This window comes from Undibacterium sp. Di27W, assembly GCF_049340345.1.
In the GTDB taxonomy this organism is placed as follows: domain Bacteria; phylum Pseudomonadota; class Gammaproteobacteria; order Burkholderiales; family Burkholderiaceae_D; genus Undibacterium.
Genome location: NZ_JBMPOS010000006.1, coordinates 355189 through 373321 on the forward strand (window position 1 = coordinate 355189; position 18133 = coordinate 373321).

At 50.8% G+C, this 18133-nt stretch carries 14 protein-coding genes; 10 read left to right on the forward strand and 4 right to left on the reverse strand.

Features of this window, described 5'->3' with window-relative positions; all coding sequences use genetic code 11:
* Positions 1–71: 71 nt before the first annotated feature.
* Positions 72–1028, forward strand: coding sequence for a lipase secretion chaperone (locus ACO0LF_RS15015; protein ID WP_423015259.1), 957 nt, complete (start codon positions 72–74; stop codon positions 1026–1028).
* Between the two features lie 495 nt (positions 1029–1523).
* Here the strand turns inward: ACO0LF_RS15015 and ACO0LF_RS15020 are convergent, their stop codons facing one another.
* The 3 genes from ACO0LF_RS15020 to ACO0LF_RS15030 all read right to left on the reverse strand — a co-directional run bounded on the left by ACO0LF_RS15020 (position 1524) and on the right by ACO0LF_RS15030 (position 5141).
* The gene (locus tag ACO0LF_RS15020; protein WP_423015261.1) at positions 1524–1946 is read right to left on the reverse strand and encodes a DUF7684 family protein; all 423 of its coding nucleotides are present in this window, start codon (positions 1944–1946) and stop codon (positions 1524–1526) included.
* Positions 1947–2036: 90 nt separating this feature from the next.
* Positions 2037–2555: a hypothetical protein gene (locus ACO0LF_RS15025; RefSeq protein ID WP_423015263.1), complete on the reverse strand. Its 519-nt coding sequence runs from the start codon at positions 2553–2555 to the stop codon at positions 2037–2039.
* Between the two features lie 267 nt (positions 2556–2822).
* Positions 2823–5141, reverse strand: coding sequence for a DUF1631 family protein (locus ACO0LF_RS15030; RefSeq protein ID WP_423015265.1), 2319 nt, complete (start codon positions 5139–5141; stop codon positions 2823–2825).
* 521 nt (positions 5142–5662) lie between these two features.
* Between ACO0LF_RS15030 and ACO0LF_RS15035 the strand changes: the two genes are divergently transcribed.
* The 7 genes from ACO0LF_RS15035 to ACO0LF_RS15065 all read left to right on the forward strand — a co-directional run bounded on the left by ACO0LF_RS15035 (position 5663) and on the right by ACO0LF_RS15065 (position 15706).
* Complete coding sequence (locus ACO0LF_RS15035) at positions 5663–5950, forward strand: exodeoxyribonuclease VII small subunit (protein ID WP_423015267.1); 288 nt, start codon at positions 5663–5665, stop codon at positions 5948–5950.
* Positions 5947–6840 (forward strand): polyprenyl synthetase family protein, encoded by an 894-nt coding sequence (locus ACO0LF_RS15040; protein WP_423015269.1) that lies wholly within the window; start codon positions 5947–5949, stop codon positions 6838–6840. The genes ACO0LF_RS15035 and ACO0LF_RS15040 overlap by 4 nt, the downstream gene beginning before the upstream one ends.
* Before the next feature lie 264 nt (positions 6841–7104).
* On the forward strand, positions 7105–8946 hold the full coding sequence (gene dxs / locus ACO0LF_RS15045; protein ID WP_423015271.1) for a 1-deoxy-D-xylulose-5-phosphate synthase: 1842 nt from the start codon (positions 7105–7107) through the stop codon (positions 8944–8946).
* A gap of 87 nt (positions 8947–9033) precedes the next feature.
* Positions 9034–9384, forward strand: coding sequence for a response regulator (locus ACO0LF_RS15050; protein WP_423015273.1), 351 nt, complete (start codon positions 9034–9036; stop codon positions 9382–9384).
* A gap of 107 nt (positions 9385–9491) precedes the next feature.
* Positions 9492–12074 (forward strand): tetratricopeptide repeat protein, encoded by a 2583-nt coding sequence (locus ACO0LF_RS15055; protein ID WP_423015275.1) that lies wholly within the window; start codon positions 9492–9494, stop codon positions 12072–12074.
* 131 nt (positions 12075–12205) lie between these two features.
* A complete protein-coding gene (locus tag ACO0LF_RS15060; protein WP_423015277.1) occupies positions 12206–15121 on the forward strand; it encodes a tetratricopeptide repeat protein in 2916 nt (971 codons plus the stop codon).
* Positions 15122–15133: 12 nt separating this feature from the next.
* Positions 15134–15706, forward strand: a complete 573-nt coding sequence (locus tag ACO0LF_RS15065; protein WP_423015279.1) for a hypothetical protein — start codon at positions 15134–15136, stop codon at positions 15704–15706.
* 23 nt (positions 15707–15729) lie between these two features.
* On the opposite strand, the gene ACO0LF_RS15070 is transcribed toward ACO0LF_RS15065, so the two are convergent.
* A complete protein-coding gene (locus ACO0LF_RS15070; RefSeq protein WP_423015281.1) occupies positions 15730–16404 on the reverse strand; it encodes a hypothetical protein in 675 nt (224 codons plus the stop codon).
* A gap of 273 nt (positions 16405–16677) precedes the next feature.
* On the opposite strand from ACO0LF_RS15070, the gene ACO0LF_RS15075 reads away from it, so the two are divergent.
* Both ACO0LF_RS15075 and ACO0LF_RS15080 read left to right on the forward strand, forming a co-directional pair.
* Positions 16678–17181 carry a YfbM family protein gene (locus ACO0LF_RS15075; protein WP_423015283.1) on the forward strand — a complete coding sequence of 168 codons (504 nt, stop codon included), beginning with the start codon at positions 16678–16680 and terminating at the stop codon, positions 17179–17181.
* A 226-nt stretch (positions 17182–17407) separates the two neighbouring features.
* Positions 17408–18097: a DUF1963 domain-containing protein gene (locus ACO0LF_RS15080; protein WP_423015285.1), complete on the forward strand. Its 690-nt coding sequence runs from the start codon at positions 17408–17410 to the stop codon at positions 18095–18097.
* Positions 18098–18133 lie beyond the last annotated feature (36 nt).

Here is an 18133-nt window from a genome sequence, read left to right on the forward strand (position 1 = left end):
GTAGTAAGCTAATGATGCAGGGCGAGTCCGCAGAGTAATAAGTAGTACATCTGAAAAAGGAGCGGTAGTCTATGAGAACAGCCAATCTGGCATTTGCCGGCGCGACGGCCTTAGTCGTCGCGGTTTTTTTTGTGTTGACGTCCCTGAAATCAGAAAACAATAGCGAGCCTATCAAGCTACGCAAGGCAGACCAAAGCTTTGACTTTGTACGCTCGTTTGAAGGCACTACCCATGACGGCAATATCAGCCTCAATGCAGGTGGTGATTTGCAAGTCAGCGCCGAGCTGCGCCTGCTGTTTGACTATTATCTGGCAGCCACTGGCGAAAAAAAATTACCCGAGATACGCGCAGAAATTGAAAGAGTACTGGAGCAAAAACTCCAGGGCACTTCTGCCGTACAAGCCAAGAATTTATTGTCCCGCTACATCCAGTATAGAGAAGCCCTGGTCAGCGTGGAAGCGAATGCCCAAAACATCAGCATGAGTAAAACCACCATGGCCGCAGCCGCGCGCCAGCGCTGGTCTGCCATGCAGCAAACTCGCCAGCGTTTTTTCAGCGAAAAAGAAAACCAGGCCATGTTTGGTTTTGATGATGCCTATGATATCGATGCCCTGAACCGCATGGATGTGGCTGAAAACACCAGCCTCAGTCCCGAGCAAAAACAGGCACAGCTCAAAGCCCTGGACGATGCCTTGCCAGCCGCCTTGAGAGAAGAAAAAAATGCGCCCTACCAGGTCATACGTCTGGAAGAACAGGCAAATGCGCTACGTGCCAATGGCGGCACAGACGCAGACATCTACAATATGCGCGCCACCGCCACCTCACCCGAAGCCGCCAGCAGACTGGCCGAAGTCGACCGCGAAGAAGCCATCTGGAAAGCCCGCATACAGCAATACCTGGAACAAAAAAACAAACTCAATACCGAAATGGCCTTCCACAGCGCGACAGAAAAACAGTCCGCCCTGGAGCAGGTGCGCAAGCAGTATTTCAATGCGGATGAACAGCGCAGGTTGCCTGCGTATGAGTGAGGCTGGCAGTTATTTGGATTCAATAAATTCTAGCCCAAAAGCAGAAAGATGTGATTAGCCAAGAAGCTGCCACCAATCCATTCACGCAAGTGGCATAGCCTGCATAACTGTGTAGGGTGCGCTATGCGCACCGCCTTTATTGCCAACAATCTTAAGAAAGCATCTCAAGAAATACGTGGCTTTATGCACTGCAACGCGCGCATAAAAATGGTGCGCATGGCGCACCCTACCGGACATAAACCACATATCCGTTCTTTATTGTTTAGCTTAAACGGCTATTGCAAAAATTCGAGGGACTCTGCTCAGAAGCTACGATTTCGTAGGTTGGGCTACGGTGTATCAGCCCAACACTGGGCTCTGGATAAACGAACACTTTATTGAACACCAACTATTGGAATAATAAAACCTAGCTTGGCAAGGCTCAACCCAACTCAATGACCGCATGCAAGACATCTCTGATTACAAGTCATTTAAATAATGAGAATCTACACATTATCACGCCTCCGCATACGCTCTCAGTATAGCGCCATCATTACTGTGGGCAGAAATGTGCAGCAATACTGTATGTCTGAGTTCTACAGTAGGATGTTCTACATGGACTTTAGCAAACTCAAAGACTTCTTCCAATGCGTAATCTGCGAACCAGCATGTAGGCAAGAAGTCTTCCTCAGGGTAATCTCCAAAATCAAATTTTTCCATGTGTGCCCAGTCCACTGCATCATCCCACAAGGAACATTCTGGCCCCCAGGCTATCATGTACAAACAGCCAGAATGGACCAGCCATTTGCTAATTTCCCAGCGCCACTCTGATGTGACTTCAGCATCAATCACAACGATGGCAAGGTAGGGAGCAAGTGCTGAAATATCATCAGGAACAGTGTCTGGTTTGAGGTGCAGATAAACAATATTATTTGTCATGATGCGGTTTGCAAGAGATGCCTCAACAGGCAGGCTTTGAAGACCAGCGTGGCGCAGCTTTGCCGACATTGCCATTGCCTATGTCTAAAGTCACTTTTCCCTTGATAGTATCTGCCAACTCAGATCCGCCCCAAGTACATCTTCATTGCGCCAGACCGGATTAACAAATTGCGCAATCACCATTACAGGATCGTTCTTCACAGGCGTGCTCAGGATGCCAGCGTATCCTTGCCACAATTTTTCCCCGTACAGCTTGTAGACTGTCCAGTCCTCACCATCAAGACCACTCTGCTGTTCAATAGCGAGAAATTTTTTCCCTTTTGGCGACATCAATATCGTATGACCTGCCCTGAAAATCTTGCCATCGCTGTGGCGCAAGATGACACCACTGAACAATGCATCTACGTTGCGACCTATCAGATGCACATTTTGTACTGCGTTATAGCCACAGTAAAACCAGTGCGTACCTGCCATAGCTTCATGTGGTGGCTTGTCGATAAACTGTTTCTTGCCTTTTGCAAGCTTCACTTCCAGCATATGCTCATCTGCCCTGCTTACTTGTGCAGGATGTTGTTGCATCAGATTACGCTCGACTTCGGGGTAAAGCATGGCATCCTGGCAGCTCAATTGCTGGCCTGCCGCATGGGAACTCACTACCCAAAAGGCAGCGATAATTAGGCAAGAAAATCTCATATTTAAAAAGTAGAGAACAATCCTGCAATGCGGTCACGCGCTTTTCGATTAAGCAGATGACCCGCGGAGCGTTCTTTAAGATATGTATTGAAAGGATACCGAGTGTGCCATCTTAATCTGTTTCAAACAAGGTGATGCACACTGGAGATGGCAGACGTTAGCGTGAGGGACTTGCAGAAAAAATCAGACGAGACTCATCTCTTCTTCAGCCTCTTGCGTATCCGGTGTATTTTCCAGTGCTTCGGTCAAAGCGCGGTCGACGACGCGGTCGAGTTCGAGTATCTTCGCGCGTTTTTCGCGGAAGGTTTGTTCGAGTTCTTCGGCGGTGACCTGGAAAGTTTTTTCCTTGTCGCCGGTAGTGAAGATATACAGGCTGCGCATGGGGCTGACCCAGGCGAGTTTGACTTTGTTGCTGCCACCGGTTTTCTTGGTGAACTCCAGCCAGACACCGCGCTCAAGTTCAGTGACGGTATCGACGTGTTCATCAGGTGCTGGAGGTGCTTCTGTTTCTGCCTTGGTTTCGGCTTCGGCGCGTTTCGCCAGACGGCGTTCGGCAGCTTGCTGTGCGACTTCGACAGCAATTTCTATCTGACGTTCTGGTGACAGGTCTAGCGGTGCGCGGACGATGGAGGCATGGCATTCTGCCAGGTCAGCAAAGAATTGTACGCGGTCAGCATCTTCCCACTTGATCAGGCTCAGCCATTTATTCAGGCGGGCCAGGATGGCGGGCAAACGGTTCAGTAACTCTTGACGCTGTTGCAGGGATATCTTGGGCTTGACGCTCCAGATCAGATCATCCATGGTCTTGATGGCGTCTTCTACAGCATAGGGTTTTTCTTCCTTGACGCTATAGGCCAGGGTCAATACCTTGGTCCAGCGGGCTTCGAGGAAGGTTTCTACAAAGGCGACTACTTCGCCAGTACCTACGCGCAGTGCCACTTCATGGGTGGCGGCGATATTGGCTTGTTTGACTTTTTCTTTTTTGAGCGCAGTCTTGATCGGCAGTTGCAGTGCTTCAGCCGATGCTTTTTCTTCTTTCTCGATGAAAGATTCAAGATCGTTGACGACTTCATCAAACAGGGCGATTTCCTGGTCAAACTCTTGCTGCACGCGATGCACATTGCGCTGCATGGTTTGGAACAGGGGGTCTTGCTGACCTTTTTTCTGATCCCAGGCCAGGCTGTAACGCGACAGCAACTCTATCATGCGGCGGGCCGGATGATTTTCCTGGAAGAAGAATTCCTTGTCCATCAAGGCAGCCTTGAGGACAGGGATTTGCAGGACCGAGATCAATTCCTTGATCTGGGTAGGAATCGCCTGATTGCGGAAGACGCTGTCAAATACTTGCGACAGCAAATCCAGAGTATTTTTTTCTATACCGGTATTGGCGATATTGGCCATTTCCGGCATTTGCTCGCGCATTTGCGAGAGGCGCAAAACATCTTGTGCGCCAGACATCATTTGCTGCAGCTTGACACTCTTTTGCAAGTCAGCCAGCTTTTGGAACAATTCGGCACGGGGCACGCTTTGCATTTCACCGGCTTGCGCAAAACCTGAGTAAGGTGCGCTGGAAGCAGCGCCGTCTGATGCGCCCCCCATAAAGCCACCCGCATTGCGATGACCTGCGAAACCACCAGGGCCTGCCTGAGCACCGCCAGGATATCCACCAGCCTGGCCGCCTTGACCACCACCGGCAAATTGCCCGCCAGCTTCATTCATGGCACCAGCCTGGGCATTGCCAGACAGGAGATCCCTGAGTTTTTGGGATGCATCGCCAGGCGAAGCATCCTTGCGTTTTTCAGAATTGCGGCTGCGGCGTATGCGGAAAGACTCATGCAAGTCCGGCAAGATACCTTTGGCGATCAGCGCTTCATTGAGCGCATTCAAGATAGGCTCAAGATCAAACAGGATATCTGCGCGCAGCAGCGGCAAGACCAGCTCATGGGTATTGACCTCGGGGTCAAATTCACACCAGGCAGAATAAATCGTGTGCAGGAAAATTTCTGGACGGAAGGGATTTTGTGCAATGCTCAGCGCTTCATGGTCCATCAGATGAGCGAAGCGCATGTTCAGTGCGGCATATTGCTCGGCACTGTCCAGCTCCAGGGTGCGACCAGCGCGGCTCAGGGCCAGCTTTTGGTCCATCTCTTCATAGGTGACCAGGGTCAGTGCGGCATCATTATTGCTCGCCATGACTTTGACACCTTGCAGGAGAGCATCGACTTCCTTGCGGAAAGCGCCTTCAAATCCTGCAGCAGCCAGGTAATAAAAGGCATAGCCATTTTTTTTCAGCAATTGCCCGGCATTAAAGCTCAGGTTAGCTTCACGCGCATCCATGCTTTGCTCGGACAAGGCCAGGAAGGCATTCGCCAGACGAGCAGAAAAAGCATCTATTTGCGATGCCACCATATGATTTGCCAACGGAATCAGGGCGCGCAAGACTGCATCACGAGACTGCATGGCAGTACCGCTAGGCTTGGGCTGATTGATAGGCGTGGACATGGTGGCAATAAATCGGTTTATTTTGCTAAAACAACAAATTCAAGGTAGAACAAGCAGCATCGTCTGCCTCAGGCGGCATTTCCGGCATTTTGTTCAACATAGCTACAAACGTGGTGCAAATCTTATATAAGGGCTACATACAATTGCCGTACTTATAACTTTAAAGCATTTATTTCAGTTTCAGACACTTTGTTGAAATTGCGGCAATCTGCATAAAAATTAGTCAAATCAGATAGGCGTACTATATACCGATAATTTCCACATGGAAATGTTTGAAACGCAATTTCTACAAAATTTAAGTATAGCTTCTGAATAAATCCAAAACAGCAACAGCTTTAGATTAGTGCGCGATCTTGCTTATTAATTTGCTTATTAATTGCTTATCAGGATTGCACTAAACAGTAAATTTCTCGGGATTGCACTAAAATAGCAGGTTGAACTCTGTTTACCTTATTTTTCACGCCGATTTTTACGTTTGGTTTCACTTTTTTTTGTTAACGGCGCGAAACAAACATTTCTTTATGACAAAAAAACAAGCAACTGCAAATCTATCTGTTCCAGCCCATCTGGAAGGCCTGTCCTTTGAAGCCGCCATGGCCGAGCTCAATACCCTGGTCGGCAGCATGGAGGCAGGTGAGCTGCCGCTAGAAGCCTCAGTGAGCGCTTACCAACGCGGCTCAGACCTGGTGAAATATTGTGCAGCCCAGCTGGAAAAAGTAGAGCAACAAGTCAAAGTACTGGAAGCTGGCATGCTCAAGCCTTTTGCTGATTCCGGCAATCAAGGCGCTAACACCGGCAGTGAGGAATGAGCATGAATGAACAATTTGGTAACTGGATGCGACAAACTCAGGCGACTTGTGAAAGCAGCCTGCAACAGTTTTTGCCGGATGAAAATACGGTCCCGCAGCAATTACATGCCGCCATGCGTTATGCCACCCTGGATGGTGGCAAACGGGTGCGCCCCTTATTGGTATATGCAGCAGGGCAATTGTTTGATGCCCCGCCTGCCTTGCTGAGCCGGGCCGCAGCGGCGGTAGAAATGATTCATGCCTATTCATTAGTGCATGACGACATGCCTTGCATGGATGACGATGCCTTGCGCCGTGGCAAACCCACGGTACATGTCAAATATGACGAAGCCACTGCCTTGCTGGTGGGAGATGCCTTGCAAGCCCAGGCGTTTCTGGTATTGTCCGAGGGTAAAGGCGATGCCGTGGCCAAACTGGCGATGTTGCAATTGCTGGCCCGTGCTGCGGGTTCAGTAGGCATGTGCGGTGGCCAGGCCATTGATCTGGCCAGTGTAGGTGTGGCCCTGAACCGTGAACAACTGGAACAAATGCACAGGCTGAAAACCGGTGCCCTGCTGCGCGCTTCTGTATTATTGGGAGCCATGTGTGGTAAAACCCTGTCGGCAGATGAAACTGCTGCGCTGGACAGCTATGCTGCAGCCATAGGTCTGGCTTTTCAGGTGGTCGATGATGTGCTGGATGCAACGGCCGACTCAGCCACGCTGGGCAAGACGGCAGGCAAGGATGCGGCAGATAACAAGCCTACCTTTGTCAGCCTCATGGGCCTGGATGCTTCACGCGCATTGGCAACGCAACTGTGCCATGATGCGCATGCAGCCCTGGATAAATTTGGTGACAAGGCCAGTTTATTGCATGAGCTGGCGGATTTGATCGTACAGCGTCAGGCTTGATGTTATGTTGTAGGGTGCGCATGGCGCACCCTACGGGCCGGGGTAAATAAGACAGTTTAGTAGGGTGCGCCGTGCGCACCGCGGCAGCAGTAAAAAATAGTAAAGCGAAAGATAGATTTGGCAAAGCATTCTGCCAAAGGATAGTAGCCAGACAGAAGTACGCACTAACAGTAATGCAGTGCAGGTATGCGATAGCAGCCCTGGCATTCGGCGGTAGAAGAGGCCGATCACCAGGGACGTTTAGCCAAGTAATGAAAAAGAACAATGACGACTTTATTAAACTCCATTAATTCCCCCGCTGACCTGCGCAGCATGACGCGCAGCCAACTCAAGCCTCTGGCAGATGAGTTGCGTCAGTATGTGATCGACTCTGTTTCCAAGACGGGCGGCCATTTGTCGTCCAACCTGGGCACGGTGGAATTAACTCTCGCCTTGCACTATGTCTTCAATACACCAGAAGACAGGCTGGTATGGGATGTCGGTCATCAGACTTATCCGCACAAAATATTGACGGGCCGCCGTGATCAGATGCATAGCCTACGCCAGTTAAATGGTATTTCCGGTTTCCCGCGTCGCTCTGAAAGTGAATACGATACCTTTGGCACCGCCCATTCATCGACCTCCATCTCTGCCGCGCTGGGCATGGCCCTGGCCGCCCGCACCAAGGGTGAAGACCGTCATGCGGTTGCCATCATCGGTGATGGTTCTATGACCGCAGGCATGGCCTTTGAAGCCTTGAATAATGCTGGCGTACATGATGATATCAATCTGCTGGTGGTATTGAATGACAATGACATGTCGATCTCCCCACCCGTCGGTGCACTGAACCGCTATCTGGCGCGCCTGATGTCAGGCAAATTTTATGCAGCAGCACGCAATGTCGGCAAATCGGTGTTGCCATCACCTGTGCTGGAACTGGCCAAGCGTTTTGAAGAACATGCCAAGGGCATGATAGTACCGGCCACCATGTTTGAAGAATTCGGTTTCAATTACATAGGCCCTATCGATGGCCATGATCTCGATTCCTTGATACCGACGCTGCAAAATATCAAGAACCTCAAAGGCCCGCAATTTTTGCATGTGGTCACCAAAAAAGGCCAGGGTTACAAACTGGCTGAAGCTGATCCGGTTTTGTATCATGGCCCTGGCAAGTTCAACCCGGCAGAGGGTATCAAGCCTGCGGTTGCTCCTGCTAAACAAAGTTATACCCAGGTATTTGGCAACTGGTTGTGTGACATGGCGGCAGCTGACTCCAAACTGGTGGGCATTACACCTGCCATGCGCGAAGGCTCGGGCATGGTGGAATTTGAACAGCGCTTCCCCAAGCGTTATTATGATGTAGGCATTGCTGAACAGCATTCAGTCACCTTTGCCGCTGGTCTGGCTTGCGAAGGTTTGAAACCCGTAGTCGCCATTTACTCGACCTTTTTGCAGCGTGCTTATGATCAATTAATACACGACGTTGCCCTGCAAAACCTGGACGTGACTTTTGCACTCGACCGCGCTGGCCTGGTCGGTGCTGATGGCGCAACGCATGCCGGCAATTATGATCTGGCCTATCTGCGCTGCATCCCGAATATGGTGGTCATGGCAGCATCCGATGAAAATGAGTGCCGCCAGATGTTGAGCACGGCTTATCAATATCCTGGCCCTGCGGCGGTGCGTTACCCGCGTGGTGCCGGCACAGGCGTGCCAACCAGCAAAGACCTGGGCACTATTCCGCTGGGCAAAGGCGAAATCAAACGCCAGGGCAAGCGCATCGCCATACTGGCCTTTGGTTCCCTGGTCCACCCTGCCTTGCAGGCAGCAGAAAAACTCGACGCCACCCTGGCCAATATGCGTTTCGTCAAACCGCTGGATGTGGAGTTGCTCAAATCCCTGGCTACCAGCCATGATGAATTGGTGACGGTGGAAGAAGGCTGCACCATGGGTGGTGCCGGTTCTGCCGTGGCTGAAGCCATGGCTGAAGCTGGCATCAGCAAACCCTTGCTGATACTGGGTTTGCCAGACCGTTTTGTCGATCATGGCGACCCTGGTTTACTGCTGGCGCAATGCGGGCTGGATGCTACCGGGATAGAGAAATCGATACGTGCCCGGTTTGCCTGAGTCTGCGAAAATCCTGAAAACTCAGTTGAGGAATACAAAGTAAGGCGGAGAAAATCTTCACCGTCTTGTAGTGTAAGCACCTGCAATTTGCGCCAGCTCTTGTCACAATGGGGTTGCACAGTCCTAACAGCCAGTTCAGGTGCAGCCATGCTGGCACAACTGGCAAACACTACGCGCGCACCAGATCTGATTATCTGTGATCATCGCTTGCATGATACCGTCACTGGGATGGATGTCATCAATAGCCTGCGCCATGAATTTAACAGCGACATCCCGGCACTCTTGATCACTGGCGACACCTCGCCCGACAAAGTAAAACTGCTCATGGCTACGGGTTTGCCGGTATTACACAAGCCCTTGCAGGATCATGCGCTGCATGCAGCTATTCTTAAGCTTGTACATGCACGAGAGACAAGTCCATATCAGAAAGATGATTAAAACGGCACTGTACGCAGGCATGTTCATTTCTGCACCTGCAATCAAATTGCTTTTTTAAAAAGCTTGGAGTAGTGTGACAGCCTGCGAAGAAAACCGAAACCACTCTCATGTTTACCTGGCTCAAAAAAAAGCTTAACGGCAGTAATGACAAACTCCCGGCAACTGTGCAAACCGGCAACGCGCCCGTCGCCTGGACTCCTGCTCCTGGCACTGTCGCCACCACTGAATACCAAAAGCAAGGGGTGGTCTTTTTTGTAGCGGGTCTGTTGCAAGAGGCTGCTCACTGCTATCGGCAATTGCTGCTCCTGGACGAGCACAATACGGCAGCCCATCAGGCGCTGGGCGATGTCCATAAGGCACAAGGAAATGTGGTTCAAGCAGAATCCTGCTACCGCCGTGCGCTGGAACTGAGCCCGGACGCTGGCATCACCCTGTATAGTCTGGGCTTACTACTCGATCAAAAAAACCAATTTGCCGAAGCAGAGACTTGTTACCGCAAAGCCCTGCAAGCCCAGCCAGATGATGCGAACGTCCATTATCATCTGAGCCTCAACCTGAAATCGCAGTCGCGCTGGCAAGAGTCAGAAAGTAGTTGCCGCAAGGCGCTGGATATCAAGCCAGACTTCAGTGAAGCACATGCCCAACTGGCAGCCTCGCTGCAACAGCAGGGACGCCTGAGCGAAGCGGAAACCAGTTGCCGCCAGGCCCTGCAATTAAACCCTGCTTTGGCATCAGCCCATTTCTGTCTGGGCATGCTGGCGCATCAACATGGCAAATTGACCGATGCCGAGGCGGCATATCGTCAGGCGCTGGCATTGCAAGCTGGTCACCATGGTGCGCTTGATTATCTGGTACTCCTGTTACAAGGCCAGGGACGCCATGCAGAAATAGAAGCTGCTTATCAAACTGCAGCGGCCAAAAATCCTGGCGACGCCACCGCCTTATGCAAGCTGGCATCGATGCAAATGGAATTCGGCAAACTGCAGGAAGCAAAAAGCAATCTGCAAAAAGCCATCAGCATCCAGCCTGACTATGCAGATGCGCATGGCACCATGGGGATATTGCTGATGAGCCAGGGGCAATATGCAGTAGCAGAAGCTTGCTTCAAGCAAGTATTAAAGATACGTCCAGATGATGCCATAGTCTTTGACAATCTTGGTGTGATCGCCTACCAGCAAAAGCGCTTTCCTGATGCCCTGGGCTATTTCAAACGTGCCGCAGATTTGGCACCGGGCATGGTAAATACCCATAATAATCTTGCCAGTGTTTATAAAAGGTTTGGGCGTCTGCAAGAAGCTGCGGACAGTTACCAGCATGTATTGCAGCTGGATGCAAGCAACCCCAAAGCCTATGATAATCTCGCCATGATCTATGCGGACCAAGGACGCCTGGATGAAGCGATTGTCTTATATCGCAAGGCCATGCAGATGGCTCCAGATGCGGCAGAAATTTATTCACATCTCCTGTTTGCCCTGAACTATCATCCAGAACTCAGCAGTGCTGCCATCTATGCTGAGTATGATGCCTATGACAAACGTTTTGCTCAGCCACTGAAGCAAAAATGGCGTACTTTTTCCAACCAGCGCAATCCTCAAAAACGTTTGAAGATAGGCTATGTTTCTCCTGACTTGTTCACCCATCCGGTGCGGCATTTTCTTGAACCACTGCTAGCCCATCATGACAAGCGCGCATTTGAGGTTTATGCCTATTCCTATGCCCAACCAGAATGGGAAGACGCTGTCACCAGGCGTTATCAATCCTATGTAGACCACTGGGTACAAACACTGAATATGTCAGAAGATGCCATGGCAGAGCGTATTCGCGCCGACGGCATTGACATACTGATCGATCTGGCTGGCCATACTGGTAACCACCGCCTGCAAGTATTTGCGCGCAAACCCGCGCCTGTGTCTACCTCGTGGCTGGGTTTTGCCTATACCACAGGTGTCAAGGCCATCGACTATATGTTAATGGATAGCACCTGCCTGCCTGCCGGATGCGAGGCATTTTTTGCAGAGCAGGCATGGCGCCTGGAAACACCAGGTTATGCCTTCCGGCCGTCTGAAAACATGGGCTCAGTCAACTCGCTGCCTGCACTGCAATGTGGCCATATTACCTTTGGCAGCCTGAGCCGCGTCATACGCATTAACGATAAAGTCATCGCGGTATGGGCTGGCATACTGCATAAAGTAGAAGGAGCAAAACTGATTATCGACAGCATCAGTTTTGCTGAAGCGAGCATGCAAGAAGCCATTATCGCCAAATTTGAAGCCCATGGCATTTCACGTTCACGACTGGAAATAGGTTTTCATAGTCCTCCCTGGGATGTCATGCGCAAGATAGACATCCACCTGGATTGCTTCCCACACAATTCTGGCACTACCCTATTCGAATCCCTGTACATGGGCACTCCCTATATTACGCTGGCGAGCCGCCCCAGCATGGGCTTGCTGGGCAGCTCCATACTGGAAGGCGCAGGTCATCCTGAATGGATCGCCAGATCAGAGCAGGAATACATAGACAAAGCAGCGGCACTCGCCAGTGACCTCTCACATCTAGCACAAGTACGTCGCGACTTGCGGGAGCAGACTCAGGCCAGTGCATTAATGGATGAGAAAGGCTTTACAGCTAAAGTTGAAGCCGCCTATCGTAGCATGTGGGCTCGCTGGTGCGAGCAAAATCCATCTTGATGCAGAACAGATGAGCGCAAGGCCTCACTGCTTTACGCTGCGTTTTTGTTACCCTGCCCCGCTGATGCACGCTCGCTACAGAGCGTAGACAGGTTCTCAGCACCCTGCCTTAAGAATATTGGTATAAATTTATGTTTAAATGGCTAAAAAAGCAATTCACCTCTGAGCAAGTCAGTCAAGTGGTTCAGTCCGAGGAAGTTCCTGGCGATATCCCTGTCACACCGGCTGCAGCAAGTGCGACCAGCAATGGGGCGGACCATGCAATTGTCGATATTCAACCCTACCTGCAACAAGCTGCCGCCTTTTTTCAAGAGGGTAAACTGGATGAGGCAAAGAGCTGCTATCAACAGGTTCTGGCGCTGAATCCACGTGACGCGCCCACCCATAACAAGCTGGGCGATATTTATTATGAGCAGCAGGCATGGCCGCAGGCAGAGGCGGCCTACCGCCAGGCCATTGCATGCCAACCAGAATATAGCGTGGCATTGTTGAATCTGGGCTTGATACTGGATCAGCAAAACCGCCTGCCTGAAGCCGAGGCTTGCTACCGCCAGGCCTTGCACATCACCCCAGACGACGCCCTGGCTCATTACAATCTGAGTATCACCCTGACGTCACAAAACCGCAGGGCCGAGGCAGAAAGCAGTTGCCGCCGTGCGCTTGAAATCAAACCTGAATTCAGCCACGCCCATTTCCATCTTGCCACATTATTGCAACAACAAAGCAGACTGGAAGAAGCTGAAGTCAATTATCGCGAAGCCATACGTATCAACCCCGATTTTTTGCAAGCGCATTTCACTCTCGGTGGTTTGCTGCAACAAGCCAACAAAGCAAATGAAGCAATCACTTGTTTCGAACAAATCCTCCTTATCAATCCTGACCTGCATGAGGCAAGAAATGCCTTGCTTGGCATCTTCTTGGCACAAGGGCGCTATCCAGAAGCCGAAGTCATTTGCCGAAGCGCGCTGGAGTTACAGCCCGAACATGCGCCACACCACTTTAATCTCAGCATGACTTTACGCGGGCAGGGTAAGACCTCAGAAGCCGAAGTGAGCTTGCAAAAAACCTTGGCATTGGAAGCGAATTTCCCTGAGGCATATTATCACCTCGCCGTCATTGAGCAAGAGCGCGGGCGACACAGCGAGGCAGAAACCAGCTTCCATAAAGCACTGGCACTACAGGCCAACCACCCTGCGGTGCTGGAGCGACTGGCTGCGATACTGCAAAATCAGGAGCGCTTGCCTGAACTACTCGCAATCTATCAGCAAGCTTTGGCGAGCACACCTGGCGACACCAGCATACTGTGCAAGCTGGCTGCGGTTTACGTGGACATGGGCAAAAATAAAGAAGCCGAAACCATCTTGCTGCAAGCTCTGGCCTTACAAGCCGATCTGGCGTATGCCCACGGTTTGCTGGGTGGGATTTACATCAACCAGGGTCGCTATCCCGACGCTGAAGCCAGTTTACAAAAGCTGCTGAAAATCACGCCGGACAACGCTTTGGCCTATGACAATCTGGGCTCTCTGTCTTATTCGCAAGGCCGTTTTGCGGAAGCGATAACACGCTTCAAAACTGCTGTGCAACATGACCCAAGCTTATGGAATGCCTACAATAATCTGGCCAGTGCCTATAAGAGGGTAGGACGCCTGCAAGATGCGCAAACAAGTTATCTGGAAGTTTTGCAAATGCAACCCAATAGCGCCACTGCACATAATAATCTGGCACTGGTGCATGCAGACCTGGGCCAGATCGAGCAAGCCGTCAGTCTCTATAGAAAAGCCCTGGAAATCGATCCCAGCTTTGCCGAGGCACATGGCAATTTATTGTTTGTACTGAATTACCATCCTGAGCTCAATGGCAATGAAATTTATGCGGCCTATGAAGAATATGACAGGAAATTTGCCCAGCCTCACCAAGCTGAGTGGCATGCCTTTGCTAATCCGCGTCTGCCAAACAAACGCCTGAAAATCGGCTACGTAACACCCGATATGAACAGCCACTCGATCAGGCATTTTTTAGAACCGCTGCTGGCGCGCCATGACAAAAACAGTGTAGAAGTACATGCCTACGCCCATCTGCAATGGGAAGATGCCGTCACCGCACGTTATAAAACCTATGTTGATCATTGGATACCAACACTGCATCTTTCAGATCAAGCACTGGCCGCACGCATCCGTGCCGATGGCATAGATATCCTGGTCGACCTGGCTGGCCATACCGGCAATAGTCGTCTGCTGATGTTTGCCCGCAAACCAGCCCCCGTGTCAGTTTCATGGCTGGGCTTTGCCTACACAACTGGCGTCAAGGCGATCGACTATATGCTCATGGACGGCACCTGCATGCCCCCAGGCTGCGAAAGTGTATTTGCGGAACACCCCTGGCGCATGGACACACCTGGTTACTGCTATCGCCCAGCCGAGAGCATGGGTGCAGTTGGCTCCCTGCCTGCACTGCAGCGCAATTACATCACGTTTGGCTGTCTCAGCCGCGCCATACGTATCAATGATAAGGTCATCGCTGTTTGGACAAGGATACTGAAAAAATTACCGGATGCCCGGCTGATCATAGACAGCACCAATTTTAATGAAGACTTCATGCGGGAAGCCTGCTTCGTCAAATTTGAAGCCCATGGCATTTCACGTTCACGACTGGAAATAGGTTTTCATAGTCCGCCATGGGACACCATGCGCAAGATTGATATAGGCCTGGATTGCTTCCCTCATAATTCAGGCACCACTTTATTTGAATCTCTTTACATGGGCGTTCCTTACGTAACACTGGCAGATCGCCCCAGCATGGGCTTGCTGGGCAGCTCCATACTGGAAGGCGCAGGTCATCCTGAATGGATAGCCAGATCAGAACAAGAATATATAGACAAAGCCGTGGCACTTGCGAGAGACATACCGGCACTGGCACAACTGCGACTTAATTTACGTGAGCAAACCAGGGCCAGCGCCCTGATGGATGAACCGGGTTTTACACGCAAGGTGGAAGCGGCATATCGCGCAATGTGGACCAAGTGGTGCGAACAAAATCCCATCCTGTAACGACTAAAGACCATGACAGTAACAGAACTATTTACCGCCATACGCGCGTCCTATGTAGCGCTCTTATCTGCCACCGCGCAAAAAGACCAGGCGCATATTGAGCCAGCTTATCGCAATGCCGATGGTACATTGGCGCTGGAAGGCAACCCGGCTTTACCCTGCCGTGCAGACTTTATCCCCAAGACAGGTCCATTTGCAGGTGAGGCATATACCGTGGATGCGAACTCACAGCTGGAGTTTGAGCCTGTCCATTTTCAATTGTCAGCCACGGACATCCATATCCAGCCCTTCACCTGGGACTGGCTGAATTTACAGGTCCATGGCTTGCAGCCAGACATAGCCGGGGCAATACTGGCGGACTGGTTCATGGCCTACTTTGATGGCGAAGATGAAAACCAGGCAAATGAGCAAGGCCTGTATGGCGTCGTGCATTTCATGTCGGCCTTCTCTCAGCAGGTTCAGCAGGTTCAGCAAGCTCAGGCTTTGCAACTGACGATAGACCTGGGTTCTGTTCCTGGGTCAGCGCTGGAAGACCTGATGTTGCGCCTCTCGGATGCCGGGGCGCAGGCAGTACATCTGGGTTAAATTTCACCAGGCCAGGAGCAAGCTTACTTTGCCCTGGTTTTTCTATACACCCCATCAAAGCTGACATTCGCGCCACCGCAGTTTTTATTGTCAGCCACCAGCAGATATTCACCAAGTAGTCTGAAGCTGGCCACGCAGGCATATTCCCCTTCTCCATCCTTCATCTGCGCCAGATTATTGTGCGGTGTAATGTGGGCATTGATATCACCGGTATGTACATTGGCGTTCAAACCACGCCAGTAAGCCTGCCCTTCCAGCGCCAGGCCTGCGCCACTTTTCTTGAAATTCAGAAAGCCCGACTGATAGAAATTCCATTTTCCATACCAGTCATCCAATGTGCCTGTTTTTTTGGGTTTGCTGATCAATTTCTCGCCGTCTATCCAGCCCACAGTGGCAGACTTTGCGCCCGGGAACCAGGCACAGGCCCATTTACCCATGCGCTTGCTGACCAGAACTTCATCGCCATTGAGGAGATAGGCTTTCTCTTTACAGCTATCGCCTTTTTCCGGGCATGCGTCATCGTCCTTCAGAAAGTGCAGCCTTTGACCGGACGGGATATTAAGGCTGGCGACCTCGATCTTGCCCAGGTCGGCGGTATACAAGCCTGCCCTGCACATGCGTTCATCCTCGGTCAGCGCATGGGCTTGCCCAACCATGCAGATCAAGAGCAGGGGAAATAGTGTTTTGCGATGACTCATCAGGACATCCTTCGTGATTTGTTTGCAGCATCATAAACCATGCTACAGGCAAATTTGTATCTGACGTCCATCTGATCGCGTAATAGCGTATGGCAGCGAACACGGCTGAGTATTCTGAATATCACCACAAGGAAATCATCAAGTACAAAAAAAAATCAAAAAAAACGAACTAAATTTCTTAAGACAACTCGAATCATATACTTGCATAATTCACAATCAACAACGCCCAGGTTTATCGTGTAGTCAACAACACTTTTCATGAGGAGTAGATAGATGAGTTGCCGTGGAGTTCATTTTGCCCTGACCGCCAGTGAAGTTGCTGAATTAATGTCTATCGAAGATGAAGATGCTCGTCTTGAGCATCTGCAAGAAGAGATAGAAACACATTATTTTGAAGAAGCCAAAGACTACCTGGCCGAAAGCGATAAAGCCTGGGACGCCATGCATCGCACACTTGCCGATGGGCTGCTGAGCTGGGACGGCGGCGACTATCCTTTGAATCACACCGTACTGGCTGGTGAGCTTTTATATACAGGTGATAATTACATCATGAGCCTGAAAACTCCAGAGCAAGTGCAAGCGATTGCCCAGGCCCTGGCCGTATTGAACATCACCGAATTCAGACAAAGATATGATCAGATTGATGCCGACAATTATTGTGATGACTTAAGCGATGCAGATTTTGAATACACCTGGGAATGGTTCCAGCATGTGCGCAAACTCTATGCCCATGCCGCAATTGAAAAACGCTATGTCTTGTTTACGGTAGACCAGTAAATTTGCTTGATGAATCTGCTTGATGTATGTGCTGAATGCATATGGGGTAAGATGTGCAGTGCTTGCTTCGCTCTTATCCCATAGTAAATAAAATATCACAGCCTTTAAGAAGGACTGAGTTGACGCTGCTCATATGCTAGCGATGGCTTGGGTAAATAAGTCTCTTTAGTAAAATGATGCTTGCTATGCGGGTCCACCGGACTGCCAGATCAAAGAGCTGAAAAAAATGAATCCAGAAGCCGTAAAATCATTAGCGCTGTTACGCCAAAAACTCAGGAAAGCATCCATCGCCACGCTAGGTGGTTTTCGCCCGCCTGCCGATCCGCGGGTCTCTTATTTTGGTGCAGGCGTGGCATTGCCAGCAGAAGGCTTGCCAGTATGGAATGGCAAAGCCATGTTCCCGCTCTTGCAAATACGGGTGGCAGAACTGCCTTTTATCCCTGAACAGCTCCAGGACATTGCCTTGCTCGTCCTGTTTCACAATGACGATGAACACCCGTTTGACCAGCCGCATGGTGAAGGCTGGCTGATACGCGAATACCGCGAGGCCGATCTGGAGCATCTGCAGCCCTTGCCGCCATCTCATGCCAGATATGCGCCCAAGCCCTTCCCTATCGCCTGGCAGCTGGTCGAAGACGATGCACCCGGCTGGGAAGATGGCTGGAATGTGCTTGATCTGGATGCCATCAATCATGACGAAGCAGCGACCGATGCATTTTTTGATGATTTTTCACGCTATGCCAACACCAAGGTCGGTGGTTATCCCAAAGAAATCCAGCATGGGGCAGGCATACATGATTTTGTATTCCAGGTCGGCTCTGAAGAAAAATCACGCTGGATGTGGGGAGACAATGGCATAGGCTATTTCTTCAAGGATGCAGACGGCGTATGGTCCTGGGGCTGCCAGTTTTATTAAGGCTGCCAACGACAAGGCTGACTACCTTACGTCGCC